At 37.0% G+C, this 26,273-nt stretch carries 17 protein-coding genes; 12 read left to right on the forward strand and 5 right to left on the reverse strand.

Annotation, left to right across the window (positions count from 1 at the left end):
* Positions 1-161 precede the first annotated feature (161 nt).
* Positions 162-1,052 (forward strand): alpha/beta hydrolase, encoded by an 891-nt coding sequence (locus M0051_RS18435; RefSeq protein WP_306743034.1) that lies wholly within the window; start codon positions 162-164, stop codon positions 1,050-1,052.
* A gap of 71 nt (positions 1,053-1,123) precedes the next feature.
* The gene (locus M0051_RS18440; protein ID WP_306743035.1) at positions 1,124-2,071 is read left to right on the forward strand and encodes a nitronate monooxygenase family protein; all 948 of its coding nucleotides are present in this window, start codon (positions 1,124-1,126) and stop codon (positions 2,069-2,071) included.
* On the opposite strand, the gene M0051_RS18445 is transcribed toward M0051_RS18440, so the two are convergent.
* From M0051_RS18445 to M0051_RS18460, 4 genes are all read right to left on the reverse strand, one after another.
* Positions 2,072-2,575, reverse strand: coding sequence for a DUF6155 family protein (locus M0051_RS18445; protein WP_306743036.1), 504 nt, complete (start codon positions 2,573-2,575; stop codon positions 2,072-2,074).
* Between the two features lie 187 nt (positions 2,576-2,762).
* Entirely contained in the window at positions 2,763-4,184 is a 1,422-nt protein-coding gene (locus M0051_RS18450) for a glutamate synthase subunit beta (RefSeq protein ID WP_306743037.1), read from the reverse strand.
* A 68-nt stretch (positions 4,185-4,252) separates the two neighbouring features.
* Positions 4,253-8,773, reverse strand: coding sequence for a glutamate synthase large subunit (gene gltB, locus M0051_RS18455; protein ID WP_306743039.1), 4,521 nt, complete (start codon positions 8,771-8,773; stop codon positions 4,253-4,255).
* Between the two features lie 415 nt (positions 8,774-9,188).
* The gene (locus tag M0051_RS18460; protein ID WP_306743040.1) at positions 9,189-9,464 is read right to left on the reverse strand and encodes a hypothetical protein; all 276 of its coding nucleotides are present in this window, start codon (positions 9,462-9,464) and stop codon (positions 9,189-9,191) included.
* A 987-nt stretch (positions 9,465-10,451) separates the two neighbouring features.
* On the opposite strand from M0051_RS18460, the gene M0051_RS18465 reads away from it, so the two are divergent.
* From M0051_RS18465 to M0051_RS18510, 10 genes are all read left to right on the forward strand, one after another.
* On the forward strand, positions 10,452-11,039 hold the full coding sequence (locus tag M0051_RS18465; RefSeq protein WP_306743041.1) for a GNAT family N-acetyltransferase: 588 nt from the start codon (positions 10,452-10,454) through the stop codon (positions 11,037-11,039).
* A gap of 29 nt (positions 11,040-11,068) precedes the next feature.
* Positions 11,069-12,268, forward strand: coding sequence for an argininosuccinate synthase (locus M0051_RS18470; RefSeq protein ID WP_306743042.1), 1,200 nt, complete (start codon positions 11,069-11,071; stop codon positions 12,266-12,268).
* A 1-nt stretch (position 12,269) separates the two neighbouring features.
* Positions 12,270-13,235 (forward strand): N-acetyl-gamma-glutamyl-phosphate reductase, encoded by a 966-nt coding sequence (gene argC / locus M0051_RS18475; protein WP_306743044.1) that lies wholly within the window; start codon positions 12,270-12,272, stop codon positions 13,233-13,235.
* 15 nt (positions 13,236-13,250) lie between these two features.
* Positions 13,251-14,387 (forward strand): aspartate aminotransferase family protein, encoded by a 1,137-nt coding sequence (locus tag M0051_RS18480; protein ID WP_306743045.1) that lies wholly within the window; start codon positions 13,251-13,253, stop codon positions 14,385-14,387.
* Between the two features lie 33 nt (positions 14,388-14,420).
* Entirely contained in the window at positions 14,421-15,197 is a 777-nt protein-coding gene (argB, locus tag M0051_RS18485) for an acetylglutamate kinase (protein WP_306743046.1), read from the forward strand.
* A gap of 6 nt (positions 15,198-15,203) precedes the next feature.
* Positions 15,204-16,268 carry a M20 family metallo-hydrolase gene (locus M0051_RS18490; RefSeq protein WP_306743048.1) on the forward strand — a complete coding sequence of 355 codons (1,065 nt, stop codon included), beginning with the start codon at positions 15,204-15,206 and terminating at the stop codon, positions 16,266-16,268.
* Positions 16,269-16,442: 174 nt separating this feature from the next.
* A complete protein-coding gene (gene argH, locus M0051_RS18495) occupies positions 16,443-17,780 on the forward strand; it encodes an argininosuccinate lyase (protein WP_306743049.1) in 1,338 nt (445 codons plus the stop codon).
* Between the two features lie 62 nt (positions 17,781-17,842).
* On the forward strand, positions 17,843-18,928 hold the full coding sequence (gene carA, locus M0051_RS18500; RefSeq protein ID WP_306743050.1) for a glutamine-hydrolyzing carbamoyl-phosphate synthase small subunit: 1,086 nt from the start codon (positions 17,843-17,845) through the stop codon (positions 18,926-18,928).
* 198 nt (positions 18,929-19,126) lie between these two features.
* The gene (carB, locus tag M0051_RS18505) at positions 19,127-22,369 is read left to right on the forward strand and encodes a carbamoyl-phosphate synthase (glutamine-hydrolyzing) large subunit (protein ID WP_306743051.1); all 3,243 of its coding nucleotides are present in this window, start codon (positions 19,127-19,129) and stop codon (positions 22,367-22,369) included.
* A gap of 194 nt (positions 22,370-22,563) precedes the next feature.
* A complete protein-coding gene (locus tag M0051_RS18510) occupies positions 22,564-25,221 on the forward strand; it encodes a hypothetical protein (protein WP_306743053.1) in 2,658 nt (885 codons plus the stop codon).
* A gap of 367 nt (positions 25,222-25,588) precedes the next feature.
* Here M0051_RS18510 and M0051_RS18515 read toward each other — a convergent pair whose 3' ends face one another.
* Entirely contained in the window at positions 25,589-26,206 is a 618-nt protein-coding gene (locus M0051_RS18515) for a DNA-binding domain-containing protein (RefSeq protein ID WP_306743055.1), read from the reverse strand.
* Between the last annotated feature and the right edge of the window lie 67 nt (positions 26,207-26,273).

Below are 26,273 nucleotides of genomic sequence, written 5' to 3' on the forward strand. Positions count from 1 at the left end.
CTCGTAGGTTTCGTGATCAGTCATCTTTGTGTTTCAATTTTACTCGTACAAAGATGTGTGTTTAGAAGTTTCCCCACAAGTTTTTTACTTGATCCAAAATTTGTAAATCTGCTAATTACTGTTCAAATTAGGTTTGTTATACTAAATTAATACTTGATTATATGAGGTTATTATTGTTACTCTGTTTGTGCTTTTCATTATCTACTAATGCCCAGTTGCCTGAAGTATCCAGTGGAACCATAAAAAGGTTTGAAAACTTTGAGTCGAAATACGTTGTTCCAAGAAATGTGGATGTTTGGTTGCCAGATGGCTATTCAACAGACAAAAAATATGCGGTTTTATACATGCATGATGGTCAAATGTTGTATGATGCGAACAAGAGTTGGAACAAACAGGAATGGATGGTTGATGAAGTGGTTTCCAAACTAATTAATGAAGGAACTATAGAAGATTGCATTGTTGTTGGAGTATGGAATGGTGGTAAATATCGTCACAGCGATTATTTTCCTGAGAAAGCAGCCAATTATTTGCCATCTGAACTGCAAGAACAGTTAAAAGATACTTTAATGGGTGATTTGAGAGCAGACGAATATTTGAAGTTCCTGACCAAAGAATTAAAACCATTTATCGACAAGACTTTTTCTGTAAAAACCGATAAAGCCAATACATATGTAGCTGGTTCCAGCATGGGAGGTTTAATTTCGATGTATGCCATATGCGAATATCCAGATGTATTTGAAGCTGCAGCATGTATTTCTACGCATTGGCCAGGTGATACCAAAATAAGAAATAACAAAATACCAGAAGCCTTTTATTCTTACCTAAAAGACAATTTACCGTCTCCAAAAAATCACAAAATCTATTTTGATTATGGAACGGAAACACTTGACAGTTTGTACAAACCATTACAGATGGAGGTGGATAAAATCATGAGACAGAAAGGATACTCAAAAGAGAATTGGATTACAATGGAATTTGCGGGAGAGAACCACTCCGAAGCTTCGTGGTGTAAAAGATTGCATATTCCTATTGCTTTTATTATGAAGAAATAAGACAGTTAAGGCTTCTATTCAGGAAGTCTTTTTTTGTTTATTGGATTAGTTGGATTTCGTATCTTAAGGATATGACAGAAAAAACACTTTCTCAAATTCTGAACATCAAACATCCAATTCTGATGGCACCAATGTTTTTGGTGTCGAATACCGATATGATCATTTCTGCCTTGGAAATGGGCTGTACAGGTGCAATGCCAGCACACAATTATAGAACCGATAAGGAACTTCGTAATGCCATACATACAATCAGAAAGAGCAGTGATAAACCTTTCGGAATGAATTTGATTGTCAATAAGTCCAATCCAAAATACCGAAAGCAACTCATGAGTCTTCTTGATCTTAAGGTTGATTTTATCATTACTTCATTAGGGAGTCCGCGTGAGGTAATTGAAAAATGCAAGCCACTAGGGATTAAAGTATTTTGTGATGTAGTTGATGTGAAGTATGCGATAAGGGTTGAAAATATTGGCGCTGATGCAGTAATAGCTGTAAATTCGGACGCAGGTGGACATTGTGGTACTTTTAAGGCTAAAGAATTGATTCAACAGCTAAAAGAAGAAATCAACATTCCAATTATTTCAGCAGGAGGGGTGAGCAATGCTTGTGATATTAAATCAATGCTCGAATTTGGTGCTGCAGGAGTGTCTGTAGGAACCATTTTTATAGCAAGTCATGAGTCACCGGTGAGTAGTGAATACAAACAGGCTCTTGTGGATTTTGGTTCAAATGATATCGTAAAAACAACCAAATTAACAGGATCTCCTTTAACAGTAATCAATACTCCATATGTACAGAAAATCGGAACAAAGGCAAACATACTGGAATGGATGATCAATCACAGTCCACAATTGAAAAAGTATGCAAAAATGTTGTTGGCATGGAAAGGAATGCGAAAAGTTCAACAATCCGCATTCAAAGCAGGATATGACAATGTTTGGTGTGCCGGACCAGCAATTGGTGCAATTCGTGAGATTCGATCGGTAAAGGAAATTATAAATAATTTAATTGAAGATTAATTATTTGTAAGCCATCATAAATCCCTTGCTGTTCATCCAGTTTTGATCTATTGATTCATCAACTATTTTATTCAATCGTGCTTTAAATTCATTATCAAGACCATTGTCACGAATGTATGTTACAGCCTCCTGAAATGATTTCAGTATGCTTTTATAAAATGATTCCTGCTTGATAAATTGCTCAGATGTATAGGTTTGAGCCACTTCAATATTGTAGAGCATGATATCAGCAATTAAGGAAGAATCTACACCTAATCTTTTAAAGTGTCGAATGTAATTTTGGGCAACTGAACGTCTCATTTTTGCTTTTCTTCCATTTACAGGAAAATACTCTTTGGAGATCTTAAATTTACATTCCTCCATCAGTTTATTTTCCTTGGGATTAAAAGCAAAATCGTAAAACTCCTTAACATCTTTAAATCTGGTATACAAATCAATTATTTGATCTTGTAATTGTTCTTTAGTAAGGTGATGAATGTATTCTTTTAAGTCTTTCTTGCTCATATCTGGAAATTGAAATCCAAAGGTACGATAAATAGTATGTGAATCAAGATTTGAGTAATAGCATTTTTATAGGTTAGCTAGCATGATCAATAGAAGAAAATCAAAAAGAACCGATAGCTAATAAATCATTTACTATCGGTTCTTACACTCAACTGCCTATGTTTAGTGTGGACTTATTGCATGTTTTCTACTTTTTTAGATACTTATGAATTGAATGTGCAGTTTTTCTGCCGCTATCCAATGCTCGAACAACAAGGCTTGCTCCAGTAGTAGCATCACCACAACAGAATATCTTCGAGTTGGAAGTTTGGCCTTGGGTGTCGGTTTTAATATTGCCTCTTGCATCTAATTCCAAGCCCAATTCAGTAACCAATCCTTCGTGTATTGGATGAACAAAGCCCATTGCCAATAAAACCAAATCAGCATCAATGATTTCTTCAGATCCAGGAATCTCTTTCATCTGAAATTGTCCTTGGGCATCTTTTGTCCATTCAATTTGTACAATTTCTAGCTGATTCACCTGTCCGTTTTCTCCTTTAAATTGCTTCGAACTCAAAGACCAACGTCTTTTACAGCCTTCCAAATGAGAACTCGATGTTCTCAAAGTATTTGGCCAGTAGGGCCATGGGTTGTGTTCTTCTCTTTCTTCAGCTGGCTTAGGCATCAACTCAATTTGAAGTACCGATTTTGCCTTTTGGCGCACTGATGTACCAACACAGTCGGAACCTGTATCACCACCACCAATTACAATTACATTTTTACCTTTGGCAGAGATTCTTTCTTGGTTGCTAAATTCATCGCCACGAACCACTTTATTTTGTTGCTTTAGAAAATCCATAGCAAAGTGAATTCCCTTTAAATCACGACCTTCAATCGGCAAATTACGTGGTTTCATAGCGCCAATGGCAAGACAAATTGCATCGTATTCCTTTTCCAGGTCAGAGAATGACACATTTACACCAACATCCTGCTTGGTCTTAAATTCAATCCCTTCTTCAACAAACAATTCCAATCTTCTGTCGATGACATGTTTATCAAGTTTGAAATCTGGAATACCATATCTTAACAAACCGCCAATGGCATCATCTCTTTCGTATACAGTTACGCTGTGTCCTGCCTGATTTAAAAGATCGGCCACAGACAAGCCAGCGGGTCCTGACCCAATTACAGCTACTTTTTTACCTGTTCTTTTTGTAACAGGTCTTGCCTTGATATACCCGTAATCAAATGCTTTCTCAATTACCGATGCTTCATTCTCGCGAATGGTAACCGGCGAATTGTGCAATGATAATACACATGATTTTTCGCATGGAGCAGGACAAACTCTTCCTGTAAACTCCGGAAAACTATTGGTTGATTGAAGAATTTTTGCTGCTTCTTCCCAATTCTCCCTGTAGATTGCATCCTGCCATTCAGGTATTTTGCTTGAAGTAGGACAAGCCCAGTGACAGAAAGGAATACCACAATCCATACATCTGGCTGCCTGATCGATTCTATCTTCTAAGTTCAGAGTTTGTTCTACTTCTCCAAAATCTCCAATTCTATCTCTTACCGGACGATAACCGGCCTCTTTTCTTTTTATCTCTAAAAAACCTTTCGGATTTCCCATAATCAAATCAATTACGAATTATTAATTACGAATTACATTCCCGCAATTATTCATTTACTTACCCTCATTTATTCGTGTACTTCTGTTTGTGATTGTGCTTGTTTTAGCTTGCGACGAATTCTTTTCAGTTTTTTCTCTTCCAATACTTTCTTGTATTCGTAAGGAATTACCTTAACGAAGTGAGGAAGATATTCATCCCAATGAGTTAAAACTTTAGAGGCAACACTACTTTGAGTTAGAAGCAAATGTTGATGTATCATGCCTTGAAGCTCATGTATATCTTGTAGATTTTCTACGGGTTCAAGAGATACTAAGCTTTGATTACAGAAGTAGTCCAATTGTCCTTCCATATTCAGAACATAGGCAATACCACCACTCATACCTGCAGCAAAGTTTCTACCGGTAGGTCCAAGAATTACCACACGACCACCAGTCATGTATTCGCAACCATGATCGCCAACGCCTTCAACCACAGCTTTCGCACCAGAGTTTCTTACACAGAAACGTTCTCCTGCCATGCCCCTGATATAAGCCTCACCATTGGTTGCACCATACATGGCCGTATTACCAATAATAATCTGCTTTTCTGGTTTAAACGTAGTTTTGTTTGGTGGTTGAACCACAATTTTACCTCCCGAAAGACCTTTTCCGAAATAGTCATTAGAGTCTCCTTCCAGTTTAAAAGTGATCCCTTTCTCAAGGAATGCTCCAAAACTTTGACCAGCAGTACCTCTAAATCGACAATATATGGTATCCTCTTCTAATTCTCGTTTTGGTTTTAAGGCCGCAACTTTACCTGATAACATGGCACCCGTCGTACGGTCGGTATTCTTAATTTTCGAATCGATCCATACTTTTTCACCATCGTGTAAGGCCTTTTCAGCTTGTTTGATTAGTTCATGATCCAATACCTCACCAATCGATTTAATTGTAGCATTAACACCACACAATTCATGTCCATCGGTTTCCGGCAAGTGTAATAAGTTTTGAATGTCAACCGTATCTGCTTTCCATTTCTTGATATCCTTACGCTTTACCAATAGATCTGACCTGCCAACCAAATCATCAAACTTACGTACTCCAAGTTCTGCCATTAATTCACGACATTCTTCTGCAAGGAAAGTAAAGAAGTTTACTACCCATTCCGAGCGTCCAAGGAATTTTTCCCTTAACTCTTTATTTTGAGTTGCAATCCCAACAGGACAAGTATTTAGGTGACACTTACGCATCATTACACAACCTAGAACAACCAAGGCACTTGTAGCAAATCCAAACTCTTCAGCTCCTAATAAAGCCATAGAAACGATGTCTCTACCAGTTTTCAACTGTCCGTCAGTTTGTAGCTTAATTCTTCCTCTAAGGTCGTTAAGTACCAATGTCTGCTGAGCTTCAGCTAACCCAAGCTCTACAGGTAAACCTGCATTTTTAATGGAACTCAACGGACTTGCACCTGTTCCACCTTCGGCACCACTAATTACAATTAAATCAGCGTTAGCTTTGGCAACACCAGCAGCAACTGTACCAACACCATTTTCCGACACCAATTTCACGCTTACACATGCTGTTGGATTTACATTCTTTAAATCGTAAATCAATTGTGCCAAATCCTCAATCGAGTAAATATCATGGTGTGGAGGAGGAGAGATTAAGGTAATTCCAGGGGTTGAATTTCTCAACTTGGCAATGATCTTATCCACTTTAAATCCTGGCAACTGTCCACCTTCTCCAGGCTTTGCACCTTGAGCAACTTTAATTTGTAGCTCATCAGCATTCACCAAATAGCCGGTGTTCACACCAAATCTACCCGAAGCAATTTGCTTGATAGAACTACGTGCGCTGGAAAAGAATCTTTTGGCACTTTCACCACCTTCACCAGTATTGCTTCTACCACCAATCTTATTCATTGCGATTGCCAGTGCCTCGTGTGCTTCCTTGGAAATAGATCCGTAGGACATGGCACCGGTACAGAAACGCTTCATGATATTTTCTACAGGTTCAACCTCAGAAATATCAATAGGGTTTGATTTGAAATCAAAATATCCACGCAAGAAGTTTGGATTTCTGGTTTCAGCATCAACTAATTTCGAGTACTCCTTATATTTTGCATAGTTATTGGTTCTTGTCGACCACTGCAATAATCCAATTGAATCCGGATTCCAACTGTGTTTCTCACCATTTTTACGGTAGTGAATACTTCCATTGTTGGTTAACAAGTCCTGATTTTCAAAAGGATCTTTCTCTGTAAATGCCTTCTTATGATGACATAACATTTCCTCAGAGATTTCTTTTAGACCAACTCCACCAATTCTCGATGCAGTACCTGTGAAATACTTACTAATCACATCATTGCTAATACCTAACGCTTCGTAAATTTGTGCTCCCAGGTAACTTCCAATGGTTGAGATTCCCATTTTCGACATTACTTTAAGCAATCCTTTATCAACAGATTTGATATAGTTTTTACGTGCTGACTTGTATTCCAGGCTAATTCTACCTTCTTTTACAAGCTTATCAATTACTGCATAACTCATGTAAGGGTTGATAACACTTGCTCCATAAGCAATCAACAATGCAAAGTGATTTACCTCACGAGCTTCTCCTGTTTCTACAACCAAACCAATCTGCATTCTCTTACGCTTCTTGATCAAGTGGTGATGAACAGCAGCCACAGCTAACAAAACAGGAATTGGAGCCATTGTTTTGCTTACATTTCTATCTGTAAGGATGATGTAGTTCTTTTGATCATCTACAGCTTTCTCAGCAAGTTTACAAAGGGAATCCAAAGCATCTTCTAGTCCTTTACCATTATCGGCTGCCTTGAATAACATATCAAGTGTTGCATGTCTAAATTCCTCATGTTTCAGCTTCTTGATTTTGCCAAGGTCCGTATTGGTAATCAACGGACTCTTGAATCGAATCAACTTACAATGCTGTGGCGTCTCATCCAACAGGTTCTTTTGAACCGCTCCAATATAGTTGGTCAAATCCATTACCAAATTCTCACGAATCGAATCAATAGGTGGATTGGTAACCTGTGCAAAAAGCTGACGGAAATAGTTAAAAAGCAAATGAGGCTTTTCAGATAATGCTGGAATAGGAGAATCATTACCCATAGAGCCAACGGGTTCTTGACCACCTGTTGCCATTGGTAAAATAATTCGTTCAAAATCCTCTTTGGAATAACCAAATACATCCTTACAAACATCGAAATGATCCCCAATATCCGATGGAACCCTTTTTTCGACAGGAATAGCCTTAAGGTCTAAACGATTCTCTTTTAGCCAGTTTTGATATGGGTTTCTATAGGTCAATTGCGATTTCACCTCCTGATCAGGAATAATAATCCCCAATTGAGTATCTACCAGCAATAATTTACCAGGACGCAATCTTCCTTTATCCTTAATTTCTTCTGCTTTAAAGTTTTGGATACCAACTTCCGAACCCATTACAATCATATCATCTTGGGTAATGACATAACGAGATGGACGCAATCCGTTTCTATCCAAAGTTCCTCCAATGTATCTACCATCAGAGAACACCAAAGATGCAGGACCATCCCAAGGTTCCATAAAGGTTGAGTGATACTCATAAAAGGCTTTTAAACTATCTGGAATCGGATTCTTTTCATTCCACGACTCAGGAACCATCATACTTAAGGCATGAGGTAAACTTCTACCTGTTAAGAATAGGAATTCCAATACATTGTCAAAAGATGCTGAATCACTTTTGTTAGGCTCTATAACCGGGAATAGTTTTTTAATATCTTCTCCATACAGTTCCGATTTTAAAAGAGACTCACGTGCTTGCATCCATAGTCTGTTACCCTTAATGGTATTAATCTCTCCATTGTGAGCAACAATACGAAATGGCTGTGCCAAATCCCATGAAGGGAAAGTATTGGTACTAAACCTTGAGTGTACCATAGCAATGGCAGATTCCATTCTTGGATCCTGCAAATCTTCAAAGTATTTTCCTAGTTGATCACTGGCAAACATTCCTTTGTAAACAAGCACTTTGGATGATAAACTAGGGATGTAAAACATCTCTTTTTCTTTCATCTTGGTTGCTCTAACATAGCTTTCGGCTTGTTTTCTGGCAAGGTACAAACGACGTTCTAAATCATCTTGTTCGTAGTTTCCACCAACAAAGATTTGCTTAATTACTGGCTCCGATTGTCTTGCAATTTCCCCAATTGCGTTCGTGTCGGTAGGCACATCTCGTAATTGAAGAAATTCCAACCCCTCTTCTTCCAGAATTTGAATCAGAACTTCGATACAAAATTTCTCCTCAGTCTCGTCTTGTGGTAAGAAAATGAGTCCTGTTCCATACTTGCCGGCTAATGGAAGTTTAATGCCAATTTTCTTGTAAAAACTGTGTGGAACCTGCATTAATATACCTGCACCATCTCCACTTACGTTATCGGCACCACGAGCACCTCTGTGTTCCATATTGCATAGAACTTCCAGACCGCGCGTAATAATTTCGTACGATTTTTTTCCTTTAATATTGGCTACAAAGCCAATTCCACAATTGTCATGTTCATTCATCGGGTCGTACAGACCCTGTCGGCTTGGTCTTAGGTTTCGCATAGGCATTATTTAAGTGCGAAGCCAGGCCATGATTTTTCTTTTAAGAAGACACTGAGTAATGAGAAAGTCCCCAACTCTCTCTGTTTTCAGTAGCGACACAATGAATCCGATTGTCGCTGTCTTTTAAGAATACATTCTAAAATGTAGAGATAAAAATTTAAGCTTGTTTAATCCGTTGCAACAAATATAGCTTAAAAAAATGCTTTTAAACAACTATTATTGTTTAGTAATTTTTTGCAAACGTTTTAAAAACTGAAAAAAGTCATATTTTTTCATTGCAAAGGTTTTCGTGATAATCAGTTGATTACAGAATATTCTTGCAAAAACCTTTAAAGAATGTCCATATTTCTAATTTAAGATTAATGTTAAGAACTATTGTTTAGACAAAAAAAATATCCTAAAAAGGATATTATCATTATTTTGTAGTTTCTACAACTGGTTGAACTTTTAAAATTTTAAGAAGTTTCCTTTCAATCCAGTTAGGAAGATATTTTCCAATCTTTGTAATGAATTGTTTACCCAAAATATACAAAGAAGAATAAAAGAATACTTTATTTAGGACGTAAACAGATGCAGTAAAGAAAACAACTTTTTTAGTTCCGGCAAGAATAAAAGGAAAAGAGAAAGTAAGAATAAAAGTAACAACAGCTAAACCAAACAACACAAACCCAACAATTTTTTTCCACTCCATAATGATTTCAACTATTTAATTTTTGACAACTAAAGCAATTCTACGGCGCAATTTAGAAATGGTTTGAAAAAAATCAACATTTAAAGTGTTAAAAATCATTAATTAAGCTAGTGGTAAGAACATAAAAAAGACTAATGTATCTTAATTAAGATGCGCAGGTAATAGGTACATATGACAAAAGGTGCTTTGAAATAAGATAATCAAAGTTTTACCCTTGCATTTCAATAGGGTATTAGTAAATTAATTCTATTTTTCTTCCGCAAAGGTTTTAAAAAAGGGTGTCGTAAAAAAAATACTTTTTCATTAGGATTTTAATTTTTTTTGCACTTATCTTTGTATCCAACAAATCAAAAAAAGCATGGAAAAAGTATTAATCATTCGACGACGCATTTTTAGATCTTTATTTTAACGATAAGGACAAGTGTTGGTATGATTTTTCCCAAGCTTTCCAATTCGGAAAGTTTTTTTTTGAAATTTAATGAATAAGAAGAACCAAATGATTCAATTGTTTTACATCCGACGACGAAGAATAAGCGCACCTCTAGGGAAAGCGGATTTAGTCTTATTGTCGTGTAATCAATGATTAAGAACAATATTTAGAAGGCTTACCGTTTTCCCGGTAAGCCTTTTTTTTGAACTATTGAAAAGCAATTGAATTAAAGAATATAACAATGAAAAGTATAATCTATACAGAAAGCCGACGCCATTTGCGAAGTAACTGTTACCCAGGAGGGGCGGATGAGCTTGCTGTATCTGATTGTCAGGTATATATAAACTGTATTAAGCTTACCGTTCCTGCGGTAGGCTTTTTTTGTGTGAAATAATTAAAACAAAATAAGATGATAAGAAACAACTCCTTAGAATTCCGACGACGATGGTTTCGGATTTTAAACAACGGCAAATTAAAAGAAACATTCTTTATTGATATTAATAACAAATGGTTATGCCTTACGGGTGTAGCATTATTTTGGGAAACCTAGAGACTAAATGATAGACACATTAATGGAAGTTGAGCAAAAAGTAAGTGTCATTGTAGCAGATTTAAGGCATATTGATTATGCAACAGAGATTTGTGATATGATTGAACGGGCTGCAAAAATTCGCGGTACCGGAATTGCAAAAAGAAATCCTTTGTACCTGGTACAAAAGATTCAGGAAGGAAAAGCTATCATTGCTTTTGATGACTTAAAAGTAATTGGATTCTGCTATGTAGAAACTTGGGAGCATGGTAAATACGTTGCCAATTCAGGTTTAATTGTTGATCCGGAATACAGAGCTGTAGGATTAGCAAAATTAATCAAAGCAGAAGCATTTAAGTTGTCTAGGAAGCGATATCCACAAGCTAAAATCTTTGGTTTAACAACCAGTCTTCCTGTAATGAAGATCAATTCGGATTTGGGTTACAGACCAGTAACATTCTCAGAGTTAACAATTGATGAGTCATTTTGGAAAGGATGCAGTAGTTGCGTGAACTACGATATTCTGCAAAGAACGGATAGGAAAATGTGCCTTTGTACAGGGATGTTATTCGATCCGAATAAAAATGGTACACCCAATTCGAACGAAAACAAATAAACAATTCAATCAATCTAAAAGAAAAAACGATGACAACAGATAAGAAAAAAGTAGTATTAGCATATAGCGGCGGATTAGATACAACATATTGTGCACTTTACCTTTCTAAGGAGTTGGGGATGGATGTGTACACAGCATTAGGAAATACAGGTGGTTTTAGTGATGAAGAACTAGCTGAAATAGAAGATAGAACCAAACAATTGGGAGTTATCGAACACGTATCGCTGGATGTTACAAAAGAATACTACGAAAAATGCATCAAGTACATGATTATGGGTAATGTGCTTAAAAATAATACCTACCCATTATCAGTAAGCTCAGAGAGAGCGTTTCAGGCAATGGCAATTGCTCAATATGCACATTCCATTAATGCAGATTATATCGCACACGGCAGTACAGGAGCAGGAAATGATCAAATCAGATTCGATCTGATTTTTAAAATCATGGCTCCAAATGCCGAAATTATTACTCCAACCAGAGACCTTGAATTAAGCAGAGAAACTGAAATTCAGTATTTGAAAGATCATGGTATTAATGCAAACTTCGAGAAAATGAAGTATTCCATTAATGCCGGAATTTGGGGAACCAGCATTGGAGGAAAAGAGACCCTAACCTCAAGTCAGCCATTGCCTGAGGAAGCTTACCCTAAGCAAGTTGTAAAAACAGAGCCAGAGAAGTTAAGCATTGAGTTTAAAGAAGGTGAATTGGTGGCAGTTAACGGCGAAAAAGTAGCACACCCTTTAGAGGCAATTCAAAAAATAGAAGCAGCTGGTGCAGCCTTCGGAATCGGAAGAGAAATGCACGTAGGAGATACCATTATTGGTACAAAAGGTAGAGTAGCATTCGAAGCTGCCGCTCCTTTAATGATTATAAAAGCTCATGAAACTTTGGAAAAGCACACTTTAACAAAGTGGCAAATGTACTGGAAAGAACAGATTTCCAATTTCTATGGCATGTTGCTTCACGAAGCACAATACTTAGAGCCTGTAATGAGAAATATGGAGACTTTCCTTGTTGATTCACAGAAGAATGTGAATGGTACAGTTTTCATTAAAATGAGCCCTGAACAATTCCTTGTTGAAGGGATTGAATCACCAAATGATTTGATGTCTGACTTGTTTGGTCAATATGGCGAAAGCAATGAAGGTTGGACAGCAGATGATGTAAAAGGTTTTACAAATATTTTGGCCAATTCTCTTCAAATTTATCATACAGTAAATAAGCAATAAGATGGTGAATATTGGAATTATAGGTGGTGCAGGATATACTGCAGGAGAATTGCTACGCATATTAGTTTGGCACCCAACGGTAAATATTGCTTTTGTGCAGAGTACGAGCCATGCCGGGCATCCCATTACAGATGTGCACAAGGATTTGCTTGGTGATACCAATTTGGTATTTGGAGAGGCCGATTATTCAGCTGTAGACGTGATATTTATTTGTTCAGGGCATGGAAAAACCATGGCTTTCTTAGAGCAGAACAACTTGCCGAAGGATTTATATATTATTGATTTAAGTACCGATTACAGACCTAAAAATAATGATGGTGGTTTTGTTTACGGATTGCCAGAATTGAATAAGGAAAGTATTGAAACAGCTAGCAGAATTGCTAATCCAGGATGTTTTGCTACTTGCATAGAATTGGGATTACTTCCATTGGCAGAAGAAAAGCAATTAAGTGAAGAAATCCATGTAAATGCAATAACAGGATCGACTGGAGCAGGACAAAATCCAACAGTAACTTCTCATTTTAGCTGGAAGAATAACAATGTAGCGGTTTACAAAGCCTTTACGCATCAGCATTTGGGAGAAATTACTGAATCTGTGCTTCAGTTGCAGCCTGATTACTCAAAAGCGATCAACTTTATTCCGGTAAGAGGGAATTTTAGCAGAGGAATCATGGCGACCATTTATACGGATTGTGAGTGGAGCCTGGAAGAAGCGAAAGCGAAATATCAATCTTATTATTCAGAACATCCTTTTGTTACCATATCGAATGTAATCCCTGATGTAAAACAGGTAGTTAACACTAACAAATGCGTGTTATATCTTGAGAAGCATGGAAACAAATTAATGATTGTCTCGGTCATTGATAATCTACTAAAAGGAGCATCAGGGCAGGCTGTTCAGAACATGAATATCATGTTTGGATTGAATGAAAAAGAGGGCTTAGGTTTAAAACCTGTAGGTTTTTAAAAGGAGGAAAGAAAAATGAAATTATTCGACGTATATAATTGTTACGATATAAATCTTGTTAACGGAAAGGGCATGAAGCTTTCTGATGACAAGGGAAATCAATACCTGGATTTTTATGGTGGACATGGAGTGATCTCTATTGGACATTCTCATCCACATTACATGTTTAGGATTGAAAATCAACTACATTGTTTAGGTTTCTATTCAAATGCGGTAAAGAACGAATTGCAAGAAAAACTGGCCTGTAAATTAGGCCAGCTTAGCGGATATGATGATTACAACCTGTTCTTATGCAACTCGGGGGCAGAAGCCAATGAGAATGCATTGAAAATAGCATCATTCCACAATCAGAAATCAAAGGTAATCACGATTAAAGGAGCATTTCATGGTAGAACAGGAGGAGCTCTTTCGGTAACAGATAATCCAAAATTATCATCTGAATTCAATGCAAAGCACAATGTGGTTTTTGTTGAAATGAATGATACGGAGAGTCTGGTAAAAGAGCTTGAAGCAGGTGATGTTTCAGCCGTGATCATAGAAGGAATTCAAGGTGTTAATGGTGTATTTGAACCAAGTGCCGATTTCTTGAAAGCAACAAAATCAGCATGCGAACAGAATGGTGCACTCTTGATTTTGGATGAGATCCAATCGGGTTTTGGAAGAAGCGGGAAGTTCTTTGCGCATCAGTATTCAGATGTAAAACCGGATATCATTACCACAGCAAAAGGCATGGGAAATGGTTTTCCAATTGCAGGAGTTCTGATAGCTCCGAAAATCAAGGCATGGAAAGGAATGTTGGGAACCACCTTTGGAGGAAATCATCTGGCATGTGCTGCTGCAACAGCTGTTCTGGAAACAATTAAAGAAGAGCATCTGCTTGAAAATGCGGTAGAAATAGGAAGTTATTTAATCGATAAATTGAAAGAAAATCAAGCGATAAAAGCAATAAGGGGGAAAGGCTTAATGATTGGTATCGACATTGAAAACATGTCGGAAATTAGAACGAAGCTCCTAAAGGAACATGGAATATTTACAGGCTCTTCAGGACAGAACACACTTCGTTTGTTGCCACCACTTTCTATTACAAAGAAAGAGGCAGACCAATTCATTGAAGCGTTTAATTGTGTTTTAGCAGGCACTTGTGCCGCTTAACACAAAGTATAAAAACCCAAATTGTAAAGAGAAATGAGTGAACTAACGGTAGTAAAAATTGGAGGAAACGTAATTGATGATCCAGATAAGTTGAATGATTTATTGGATGCATTTTCAAACTTGAGTGGCAAAGTGGTTTTGGTACATGGAGGAGGAAAGCTGGCATCGGATCTTTCAGGAGAACTTGGAGTGAAAACCAAAATGGTGAATGGCAGAAGAATTACTGATGCTGAAAATCTAAAGTTGGTTACCATGGTGTATGCCGGTTTGGTGAACAAGAATATTGTAGCATCACTTCAGGCTAGGGGAGTAAATGCAATGGGAATGTGTGGAGCCGATCAGGATTTGATCCTGGCAGAAAAGCGTAACCATCCTACAATTGATTTTGGTTTTGTTGGTGATATCACGAAAGTGAATACACTGGCTTTGTGCAAACAGATTGAGTGCAACTCAACTTTGGTAATTGCTCCAATTACTCACGATGGTAAAGGGCAATTGCTGAATACAAACGCTGACACCATTGCAACCGAAGTTGCTGCTGCTTTAAGCCGTTTCTACAAGGTGAAGTTAGTATATAGTTTTGAAAAGTTAGGCGTTTTAATGGATGCCGATGATGACAGCAGTGTAATGCCTGTTTTAAATGCAGAACAGTGTGCACAAATGGTAAAAGATGGTAGCATTAATACTGGAATGATGCCAAAAACAGAAAATGCTTTTTACGCACTCAAACAAGGAGTTGAAGAGGTAATCATTGGCAATTTTGTTTCAATGGCGAACAATCATTCATCAGGAACTCAGATTATTCAATAGAAGAAAATGAAATTAGATAAATACACAGATATCGCCCTAAATACACTAAAAGAACTGATTTCGATCCAATCCTTTAGCAAAGAGGAAAATCTTGTTGCTGATGTAATGGAGAAGAAGTTATCAGCCTTTGGGTATAAGGTGTACAGAAAAGGGAATAACGTATGGATATTCAATAAGAATTTTAAGGAAGGTAAACCTGTTTTGCTAATAAATTCTCATTTGGACACCGTAAAACCAAACGAAAAGTGGACTAAAAATCCTTACAATCCTGAAGTGGTAGATGGAAAACTTTACGGATTGGGAAGTAATGATGCAGGAGGTTGTTTGGTATCACTAATGGCAACTTTCCTGGCACTGGATGAAACCGATCAGGAATACAACCGAGTGTTTTGTGCTTCAGCAGAAGAGGAAATATCGGGTAAGAATGGTTTTGAGTTGGTTCAGGATGAAATTGGAAGAATTGATGTTGGTATCGTTGGAGAGCCAACCCTAATGGAGATGGCCATTGCAGAGAAAGGACTCATGGTGCTTGATTGTGAAGCCATAGGAGTTCCTGGACATGCTGCCAGAAATGAGGGTGTGAATGCTATAAGTCTTGCCATGAAAGATATTGAGTGGTTTCACACTTTCCAATTCGAGAATGAATCAGAAATGCTTGGGCCGGTTAAAATGACTGTAACGCAGATTAATGCAGGAAAACAACACAATGTAATTCCAGCATCATGTACCTATGTTGTAGATGTTAGAACCAACGAGCATTACTCAAACGAGAAAGCCTTTGAAATCATTAAAGCGAATGTTGAAAGTGATGTAAAAGCAAGATCATTCAGGATGAATTCATCTGGTATTACTTTGGAACATCCTTTAATACAAGCTGGTTTAGAACAAGGAATGGGCTATTATGGATCTCCAACCACATCGGATCAGGCAATAATGAAAGGATTTCCCACATTAAAATTGGGCCCTGGAGATTCTGCAAGATCACATACAGCGGATGAGTTTATCTATGTGAAAGAAATTGGGGAAGGCATCGAAAAATATTATAACTTGTTGAACGGATTAAAAATCTAATGATTAATGATGAGTTATGAATGATGAATTAATGAAGAAATATACTGATTCTACATCTCAAAATAAGGCTTGATGCTTGCAGACGACAGCTTGAAGCTTCATCTGAAATGAGAATAGCAAAAAAAAACATACAAATACTTAAAATAAATAATACGCACCTAATATAATCGAAATATGAAACTTTGGGATAAAGGGGTACAACTTGATAAGAAAATTGAGCAATTTACGGTAGGTACAGACCGTGAATTAGACTTGGAACTAGCTCCTTTTGATGTGCTTGGATCACTTGCTCACATTGAAATGCTACAATCTATAGGTCTGTTGGAAAAGAAAGAATTGAAGTTAATTCAGGAAGAATTAAGAAAAATATATTCATCCATTAAAAACGATGCCTTTGTAATTGAGGACGGTATTGAGGATGTTCACTCACAAATTGAATATTTGCTTACACAGGCTTTAGGAGATATCGGTAAGAAAATACACAGTGGAAGATCAAGAAACGACCAGGTTCTTTTGGACTTAAAATTATTTACCAGAAATAAACTAGAAGAAATCGTTCGTGAGGCAAGATTACTATTCGACTTGTTGATTGAGAAAAGCAATACTTACAAGGATGTTTTGATTCCAGGATATACACACCTGCAAGTGGCGATGCCTTCTTCATTTGGTTTGTGGTTTGGATCCTATGCTGAGAGTTTAACGGACGACCTGTTGGTACTTCAATCTGCTTATAAGGTAGTAAATCAAAATCCATTGGGATCGGGTGCCGGATATGGTTCATCCTTTCCTCTAAATCGTCAAATGACAACTGATTTGCTAGGTTTCGATAACCTAAGCTACAATGTGGTTTATGCACAAATGGGACGTGGAAAGATGGAGTTTACAGTGCTTTCTGCACTTGCCAATATGGCCATGACAATTGCTAAGCTGGCCATGGATGCATGCTTGTACAATTCGCAGAACTTTAACTTCTTAAGTTTCCCTGATGAGTTGACAACAGGTAGTAGTATCATGCCGCACAAGAAAAATCCGGATGTGTTTGAGGTAATTAGAGCACATGCCAATGCATTGCAAATGCTTCCTGCGCAAATTCAGGCAGTAACTTCCAATCTTCCTTCGGGATATCACAGGGATTATCAGTTGACCAAGGAGTTCTTTATGCCATCATTCGATAAAATGCTTTCATGTCTGGAAATGACCAGAATCATGCTATCAGAAGTGAAAATTAACAAAGAAGTATTGAATGATGAGCGTTATCAATATCTGTTTACAGTAGAAGAAGTAAACAAGATGGTGGTAGACGGCGTTCCTTTCCGTGATGCATACAAGAAGGTAGGACAATTGGTAGATGCAGGAGAGTTCAAGCACGAGGGCGAAATTAATCACGTTCACGAAGGAAGTCTTGGGAATTTATGCAACGACAGAATCGTATGCAAAATGAACGAAACATTTGTAGCATTCAACTTCCACAAGACCAAAGAAGCCTATATGAACTTACTAAATAGAATATAAAAGCGGTCGATACGGCACATTTAACTATTAATCGAATTTAATAACCATTTTATAGAACTTTTATGTCACAACAGACAAAAGCAAAGCTAATTTTACAAGATGGATCAGAGTACGTCGGTACATCTTTTGGGTATGAGGGCTCCGTGGCAGGAGAGATGGTGTTTAACACAGCAATGACCGGTTATCCGGAAAGTTTGACTGACCCTTCGTATAAAGGGCAGATTTTGGTGAGTACCTTCCCATTGATTGGGAACTACGGTGTTCCGGGAACATTGCAGGAGGATGAACTGTTCCGATTTTATGAATCAGAAAAGATTCAGGTCTCAGCATTTATTGTATCAGATTACACAGAAGAGTTCAGTCACTGGAATGCAAGTTTAAGTCTTTCTGATTGGATGAAAGAGCACAAAATTCCAGGTGTTTATGGTGTAGATACTCGTGCATTAACCAAAAAACTTCGCGAACAGGGAAGTATGTTGGCTAAAATTGTTTTTGAAGGGAATGAGCCTGAATGGAAAGATCCTAACCTTGAAAACCTGGTTGCACAGGTAAGCACACCAGAGAAAAAGGTTTATGGAGATGGAAAACACAAAGTGCTATTGTTGGACTGCGGGGTGAAGAACAACATCATCAGATGTCTTTTAAAGCGCGATACAACAGTGATCCGTGTTCCACATGACTATGACTTCACTCAGGAAGAATACGACGGATTATTCATCTCTAATGGTCCTGGAGACCCGAAACAAAACACAGCTGCCATTACAAACCTAAAGAAAGCATTTGAGCAGGATACACCTATTATGGGAATTTGTCTGGGAACACAGTTGATGGCATTGGCTGCAGGTGCCGATACGTACAAGCTGAAATACGGACATAGAAGTCACAATCAGCCTGTAGTTTTGGAAGGAACCAAACGCTGTTTTATTACCTCTCAGAACCATGGTTATGCAATCAACAATGATACTTTACCAAAAGAGTGGAAGCAATTATTCATTAATGCCAACGACAATACCTGTGAAGGAATCAAGCACGTAAGCAAACCATTTTTCGCTTCTCAGTTTCACCCTGAAGCTTCCAGTGGTCCAACTGATACAGAATTCCTTTTTGATGATTTCATTGAAATGATGGAAAAACATCAAGGCAATTAACAATTAGTAATTAAGAATTATCAATTAATCCCTAATTGAATTATTAATTAAAAGAGGACATATTTGACTTATTTTCTCATTCACTCGAAGAGAAGTTATTTCAATTGCCACTTGACTTTAATCAGTGGCTAACAAGAATCCTTCAAATTAACAATTAACTGCTGATAGCTGAGAGCTAAAAGCTAAGAGCTTAAAAAAATGATTAAAGACAAAATAAAGAAAGTACTCGTATTAGGTTCAGGAGCCCTGAAAATTGGTGAAGCTGGTGAATTTGACTATTCCGGATCGCAGGCCTTAAAGGCCATGAAAGAGGAAGGTATTTACACCGTATTGATCAACCCGAATATCGCAACCGTACAAACTTCCAAGGGAGTTGCCGATCAAATTTATTTTTTGCCGGTTACTCCCTTTTTTGTAGAACAAGTAATCTTAAAGGAAAAGCCTGACGGTATCCTTCTGGCTTTTGGTGGACAAACTGCACTGAACTGTGGTATTGAGTTGTTCGAGTCTGGTATTCTTGAGAAATACAATCTAAAAGTATTGGGTACACCAATCGAGACAATCATTAAAACAGAGGACAGAGAGATCTTTGCGAACGAACTTCGTAAAATCGATGTAAAAACTCCTCAGAGTTATGCTGTAGAATCGATAGAAGGAGCTTTGGATGCAGCAGAGAAATTAGGTTTCCCAATTATTGTGCGTGCTGCTTTTACTCTTGGTGGACAAGGCTCTGGTTTCTGTTCCAATATGGATGAGCTGAAAAAGCTTGCTGAGAACGCTTTATCCTACTCCAGCCAGATTTTGGTTGAAGAGTCGCTGAAAGGTTGGAAAGAGTTAGAATACGAGGTGGTACGTGATGCTTACGACAACTGTATTACGGTTTGTAATATGGAAAACTTCGATCCACTGGGAATCCATACCGGGGAAAGTATTGTAATTGCACCATCGCAAACGCTAACCAACTCGGAATATCACAAGCTTAGATCATTGGCGATTAAAATCATTCGTCACATGGGCGTTGTGGGAGAGTGCAACGTACAATATGCACTGGATCCTGAATCGGAAGATTATCGTGTAATTGAGGTGAATGCTCGTCTGTCCAGATCATCTGCACTGGCATCGAAAGCAACGGGTTATCCATTGGCATTTGTGGCTGCCAAGCTAGGTTTAGGTTACGCATTGCATGAGCTAAAGAATGCGGTAACACAAACTACTACGGCGTGTTTCGAGCCTGCGCTTGACTACGTAGTGTGTAAGATTCCTCGTTGGGATTTGAACAAGTTCGAAGGGGTGACCAAAGAGATTGGATCAAGTATGAAGTCGGTTGGTGAGGTAATGGCCATTGGTCGTAACTTCGAGGAAGCCATACAGAAAGGTTTGCGTATGATTGGACAGGGAATGCACGGATTTGTTGGGAATGTACACTCCAAGTTCGAAGATGTAGAGAAGGAGCTTACACATCCAACCGATATGCGTATTTTCTCCATTGCACAGGCATTCGAACAAGGATACAGCATCGATCAGGTACACGACCTAACCAAGATCGACAAATGGTTCCTAAGCAAGTTAGAGCACATCACTAAGATTAAGTGGGATCTGCAAAAGCATAGCAACTTACAGGCTTTACCTGATGAATTGCTTAAAGCAGCTAAAGTATATGGATTCTCGGATTTCCAGTTGGCAAGATTCGTTCTGAAGCCAGAAAATACCAATATGGAATCGGAATTGTTGGCGGTAAGAAAGCATCGTAAAGAGAAGGGAATTGTTCCGGTTGTGAAGCAAATTGATACGCTTGCTGCCGAGTATCCTGCACAAACCAACTACATTTATTTGACTTATAGTGGCGATGAAAATGACATCAACTATGTATCCGATAACAAATCAGTTATTGTATTGGGATCGGGAGCATATCGTATTGGTTCATCGGTAGAGTTCGACTGGTGTAGTGTAAATGCCCTGAATGCAGTAAACAAAGAAGGTTTACGTTCGGTAATGATCAATTACAATCCGGAAACGGTAAGTACCGATTACGATGTTTGCGACAGATTGTACTTTGATGAACTTTCCTTCGAAAGAGTGTTGGATATCATCGATTTGGAATCGCCTAGAGGTGTAATTGTATCGGTTGGTGGACAGATTCCACAGAACCTGGCAATGCGTCTTCACAATGCTGATGTGAATGTATTGGGTACTTCTCCTGAATCCATTGACAGAGCAGAGAATCGTCAGACTTTCTCGGCAATGTTGGATGAATTGGGAGTTGATCAGCCAAGATGGAGCGAGTTGACCAGTATTGGAGCCATTCACGAGTTTATTGATGAAGTGGGATTCCCTGTATTGATTCGTCCGAGTTACGTGCTTTCAGGAGCCGCTATGAACGTGGTATCGAACCGCGAGGAGTTGGAGCATTTCTTGAATCTTGCTGCACAGGTTTCTAAACAGTATCCGGTGGTTGTGAGTGAGTTTATTCAGGAAGCCAAAGAGATTGAGTTCGATGGAGTTGCCAAGAATGGTGAAATTGTGATTGATGCCATTTCTGAGCATGTTGAGTTTGCCGGAGTTCACTCTGGAGATGCAACCTTGGTGTTCCCACCACAGAAATTGTACTTCGAAACCATACGCAGAATCAGAAAGATTGCACAAAAGATTGCAAAATCCTTAAACATTACCGGACCGTTCAACATGCAGTTGTTGGCAAAAGACAACGACATTAAGGTAATCGAATGTAACCTTCGTGCCAGCCGTAGTTTCCCATTTGTATCGAAAGTAATGGACTTTAATTTCGTGGAAACAGCAACGCAGGCAATGTTAGATGTGAACATTCCAAACAATCTTCCATCAATGTTTGAGCTGGAACATATCGGTGTAAAAGCATCGCAATTCTCCTTCTCAAGACTGTCAAAAGCCGACCCTGTATTGGGTGTAGACATGTCTTCAACTGGTGAAGTTGGCTGTTTGGGCGCCGATTACTATGATGCAATATTAAAATCAATGATATCAGTTGGTTATCGTATCCCGAAGAAGGCGGTATTGATTAGTAGTGGTCCTATTCGCTCGAAGCTAGAGTTATTAAAGAGCTCGAAGATGTTGGAAGAGCGTGGCTACAAGCTATACGGTACAAGAGGTACTGCAAAGTTTCTTCAGGAAAATGGGGTGACCGTTGTAGCGGTTGCATGGCCAGATGAAAACGAAGAGAAAACAGCTGTAAGTTTGATTCGCGATCGAGAGGTAGATTTCGTTGTGAATATTCCAAAGAACTTAAGCAAAGATGAGCTGAACAACGATTACCAAATCAGACGTTCTGCCATCGACTTAAACGTTCCTTTGGTAACCAATGCTCGTTTGGCATCAGCCTTCATCTATTCCATCTGCAAAAAGTCCGAAGCCGATCTTAAAATCGAAAGCTTTAGCGATTACGTAGAGCAAAAGCAGGATTGGTAGGAGAACCATAAAGTATATAAAATGCGAAACCTGTCAGGAGTAATTCTTGACAGGTTTTTTTGCCTTTCTAACCTGACAGGATCAAAGATCTGTTAGTACTTTTTGAATAATATTTTAATAATCATTGTTACTTGTAAATTATGTGAAGTTATTTTGCTAGCTTTGATCATCTTAAAAACACATGCAATTCTAATATGAAATTTAACGAGATTGTAGAATTTGGTAAAAATACCATATCATTTTTTAGCAAAATTCCTTTTAAAAGCTACCTAACATTATTTTTAAGTGTAATTGCAACTATACTTCTCGCTTGTGCTACATTTAGCTTTTATCAAACATTCTATTTAGATAAACGAGGTCTTTTATATTTGTATGATTTACAAGATAAGTATAGATTACTCAGTGAAACAGGTCTTGCTGTTTTGAGTACATTTATATCTGCAATATTAAGTATCTCCCTACCTATTTCATTAGATGTTATATCAAATGTGGATAAGAAATATAATTTAAACGTTCTTACAACAAAGTTTATTGATGAAATTGTTTTCAAGCTTTTAGTTTATATTCTATTTCTAAATACTTTTTTGATATTCATAAACTTAATAGGATATAATATATTCTTCGTAATTACCACCTTAATAATTAGTATTATTGCTGTGGTTATTTTTGGATTTTATATTAAATGTATTTTAGTATACTCATCAAATGTTAAGTTGAAAGAAAAACTAGAGAAAGAGTTTGTTAAAAATATAGAGAGGCTTCCAAATGCCGAATCCAGCGAGTATGCAATTGGTAAAATATATAAGAGTCTGGAATTATTATCTGGTGTTTCTCTTTGTGAAGTTTACTCTGGAGATTATTCATCAGCTAAAGACTCAGTACATTACTTAGTTCGAAATTTTAAGAGATTTATATTCGATTTGAAATTTGGATCTTCTAATTTACAAAAGAGGTATTTAGGTTCATTTCTTGAGTTTTGGAAAAAAGCATATACTAATGAAAGATCAGATCTTTCGTTATTAATTGTACAGGAGTTAAAAAAAATATTTATAGAGATTGCTTTTAAGCAGAATTACGATGTTTTATCATATGGTATACTTGAGGTTTACAATTCTATAATTTATTACTCTGTCCGTAAAAACGATATTCCCATTGATAATTCCATTCCAAATTCAGCATTTGTTTGGTATGATTCATTACAATATAAAATTGAAGAATCATTAGATGAAGTACATGAAAATATGGATGATTTACTAAATAGTTACCAGTCATATTTATGGAATAATTTAAAAGATATAATGATTAACAACAGAATGGATGTTATGCCACGTTATTATTCGTTACTATTTAATGGTTATCCATACTTTTTTAGTTCTCCTCCATATCTCACTTTTGAGTATAATGACTTAATGAAAGATATAGATAAACTAAGTGATGAGTGCAAGGATATTTCAAGCTTTAGCCAGGTAAAGAATTGGTTGGGTAAGTATTCTAAATGGTCTGAAGATGTTAAGTTAAAATTAAAGAGTAGTGAATATGATAGAGTAAAGTATTCAATTAAAGATTTCAAGAAACAACCTTTAACTTTTCTATTAATACATAAACAAAAGGAATTCGTAAATGCACTTGCTTCAATGGCATTATATTATAAAAGATATGATTTCATTACAGAATTATGGGGGTATCGACAACCGAATGACACAATCGCAATTAATGGGGGCAATGATATACTTCCTCAAAGTTTACTAGAGATCTTTAAGTTCTATTTCCAGATAAATAATATTCCATTTTTTAAATATCATTTAGAAGCTAATCATGATATTCAAGTGTACATGCGTAAATACTCAATCCTTCTTTTTTTACGTCAATATACATTACAGTCATTCTTGATTACAGATAATCATTTAGGATATGATTATATACCATCAAATTTGGAACATGAGGAAGCTCATTTATGGATGAACGAAATGGATCAATTTAAAAATCTATTTAAGTATGTACAAAGTGATAGAGAATTACTCAAAAACTTAAAACTAGATTTTTCAATACCTGAAAATATTGAATCTCCAGAGACTATTATTGAAAAGTTAAAAGATTTATTAAAAGAGAAAATAAAGCAAGATATACAACGAAGTCCTTTAGATGAAGAATATATAGATCAATTCTTTAAAACTGTTTCAGACAGATATAATGGAAGAGCTAATTTTCGTTCTATTCTTGATTATTATGGCTTAATATCTGAAAAAGAGAGTGTTCAGGAACAATCATTAGGTATATTTAATTTTATTGAAAAGAAAGATCCCTTTTCAAAATTGGGTGATCCAGTTTTTCATATTGATCATGGTGCCGGTTATGGTTGGCAACTAGCAAGTAATGAAGATTTTGAATATTACCAAGTTTTAGATAGGTTATGTAGTGAATCGAAAATAGAATGTTCAATAGAAGAATTAGGAAGCGTATTAAAAAAGGATTTAAAATCAGACATTGTAATTTTAAGTATTAACTTTTCATTTGGCTTTGATCTCACTGAAGGTAAGGATAATTTCACATCAAAATCTTTCTTGAATGATCCATTGGAACATGATTTATATCAGGGAGATTACAACGGTGTGCCTGTCTTTATGATCCGAAACCCTCATTATTCTAAAAAAATCTTCCTTATACATAAGGATTCTTTACCAAAAATAATAGACTATTCTTTTGAACATCCGGAAGGTTTAAAAAGAATCACTAAGTCGGTTTATCAATCAATAAACAAAAATGGCAACGATGTAGAAATAAACCTAAGAAACTATGCAGAGATAACAAACCCTAGTGAATTTGAAGGCTGTTTAATATCAATCAAAGCATGATTAAGAATATTATATAATAGGAGAGAAACCTGACAGCATCGTAGATCTGTCAGAGTTTGGAAATAGCAATTTAAAACGCTGTCAGGTCATCCGACTCTGACAGGTTTAACAGTGATTAAAGCTAGCTCTTCTGTGGGTAGTGCCTCTTGGTAGGCTAATGCTGGCTGTCGTTCCTAGCTACTTGTTGCTATCTTATTATAAGGGAACTTAGCGTATCAAGTACTTGATCCTTTTCGTTTCATAGCCTTGATTCGTACCGTATCATAAGCTTGATACGATCCGTTTCATACACTTGATTCGCACCGTATCATAGGCTTGATACAGTTCGTTTCAAGTACTTGATACGCATACCAGTATTAGGCGAAGTTTAAATAATGATAATGGCTTTGTAGAATCGACCATGCCTAATGCTTGTGTAACGAGGAGGCAGGCATCGTATTTCAAGCATGTAACTGCCTTTTTCAATATCCAAAGGAACCTGAAACATTTGATAACTCTTGGTGCTTTCAAGGCTTAATTCCATTCGGTACTCATTTTGACTTTCTTCATTCACCAGAAATATGCCTTGCCGCTTATCTTGTTTGTCGTATTTAAGGCTTTTGCCTTTTAGCTCAAGTATCGATCCAGGCTCAAATTGATACTTCGAAGCAGGTGAACTTAAACTGTTAACAGAGTGAATCTGTATCAAAGTGCTTGGAGGAACAATTTTGAATAGCTCACTTTCTTTGGCTACTCTTTTTAAAAATGTTCCTTCCGATATACGATAATGAAGTTGATGTCTTTTGTTATCGAATTTATCGTGTTTTCCTTCGAAAGTGCCAGTTAAACTAGGTTGGATATTAATGAGAGGAGTGTTTATGGCTATTCCTTTCTTTAGACCTTCCTCAATTACCTCCTCAAATCGCTTCATAACACTTTCAACCATGTATTCAGGAATTTTATTTCCTTTTGCTGCACAGTGGATATTTCGGTGTAATTGTGCCATCTATTTCGGTTATGTTGTGCCACTAAAAAAAAGAATGTTTTCTAGGCTAAAATTATTAAATCTTTTG

Origin of the sequence: Marinifilum sp. D714, from assembly GCF_030851345.1 — a bacterium.
Classification (GTDB): Bacteria; Bacteroidota; Bacteroidia; order Bacteroidales; family Marinifilaceae; genus Marinifilum.

Coding starts and splice junctions, on each gene's coding strand:
- M0051_RS18450 (WP_306743037.1), bottom strand. CDS start 4,184: ATGGGAAATCCGAAAGGTTTTTTAGAGATAAAAAGAAAAGAGGCCGGT.
- carA (WP_306743050.1), top strand. CDS start 17,843: ATGTCACAACAGACAAAAGCAAAGCTAATTTTACAAGATGGATCAGAG.
- M0051_RS18460 (WP_306743040.1), bottom strand. CDS start 9,464: ATGGAGTGGAAAAAAATTGTTGGGTTTGTGTTGTTTGGTTTAGCTGTT.
- argH (WP_306743049.1), top strand. CDS start 16,443: ATGAAACTTTGGGATAAAGGGGTACAACTTGATAAGAAAATTGAGCAA.
- M0051_RS18470 (WP_306743042.1), top strand. CDS start 11,069: ATGACAACAGATAAGAAAAAAGTAGTATTAGCATATAGCGGCGGATTA.
- M0051_RS18515 (WP_306743055.1), bottom strand. CDS start 26,206: ATGGCACAATTACACCGAAATATCCACTGTGCAGCAAAAGGAAATAAA.
- M0051_RS18440 (WP_306743035.1), top strand. CDS start 1,124: ATGACAGAAAAAACACTTTCTCAAATTCTGAACATCAAACATCCAATT.
- M0051_RS18490 (WP_306743048.1), top strand. CDS start 15,204: ATGAAATTAGATAAATACACAGATATCGCCCTAAATACACTAAAAGAA.
- M0051_RS18435 (WP_306743034.1), top strand. CDS start 162: ATGAGGTTATTATTGTTACTCTGTTTGTGCTTTTCATTATCTACTAAT.
- M0051_RS18480 (WP_306743045.1), top strand. CDS start 13,251: ATGAAATTATTCGACGTATATAATTGTTACGATATAAATCTTGTTAAC.
- M0051_RS18510 (WP_306743053.1), top strand. CDS start 22,564: ATGAAATTTAACGAGATTGTAGAATTTGGTAAAAATACCATATCATTT.
- argC (WP_306743044.1), top strand. CDS start 12,270: ATGGTGAATATTGGAATTATAGGTGGTGCAGGATATACTGCAGGAGAA.
- M0051_RS18465 (WP_306743041.1), top strand. CDS start 10,452: ATGATAGACACATTAATGGAAGTTGAGCAAAAAGTAAGTGTCATTGTA.
- M0051_RS18445 (WP_306743036.1), bottom strand. CDS start 2,575: ATGAGCAAGAAAGACTTAAAAGAATACATTCATCACCTTACTAAAGAA.
- argB (WP_306743046.1), top strand. CDS start 14,421: ATGAGTGAACTAACGGTAGTAAAAATTGGAGGAAACGTAATTGATGAT.
- gltB (WP_306743039.1), bottom strand. CDS start 8,773: ATGCGAAACCTAAGACCAAGCCGACAGGGTCTGTACGACCCGATGAAT.
- carB (WP_306743051.1), top strand. CDS start 19,127: ATGATTAAAGACAAAATAAAGAAAGTACTCGTATTAGGTTCAGGAGCC.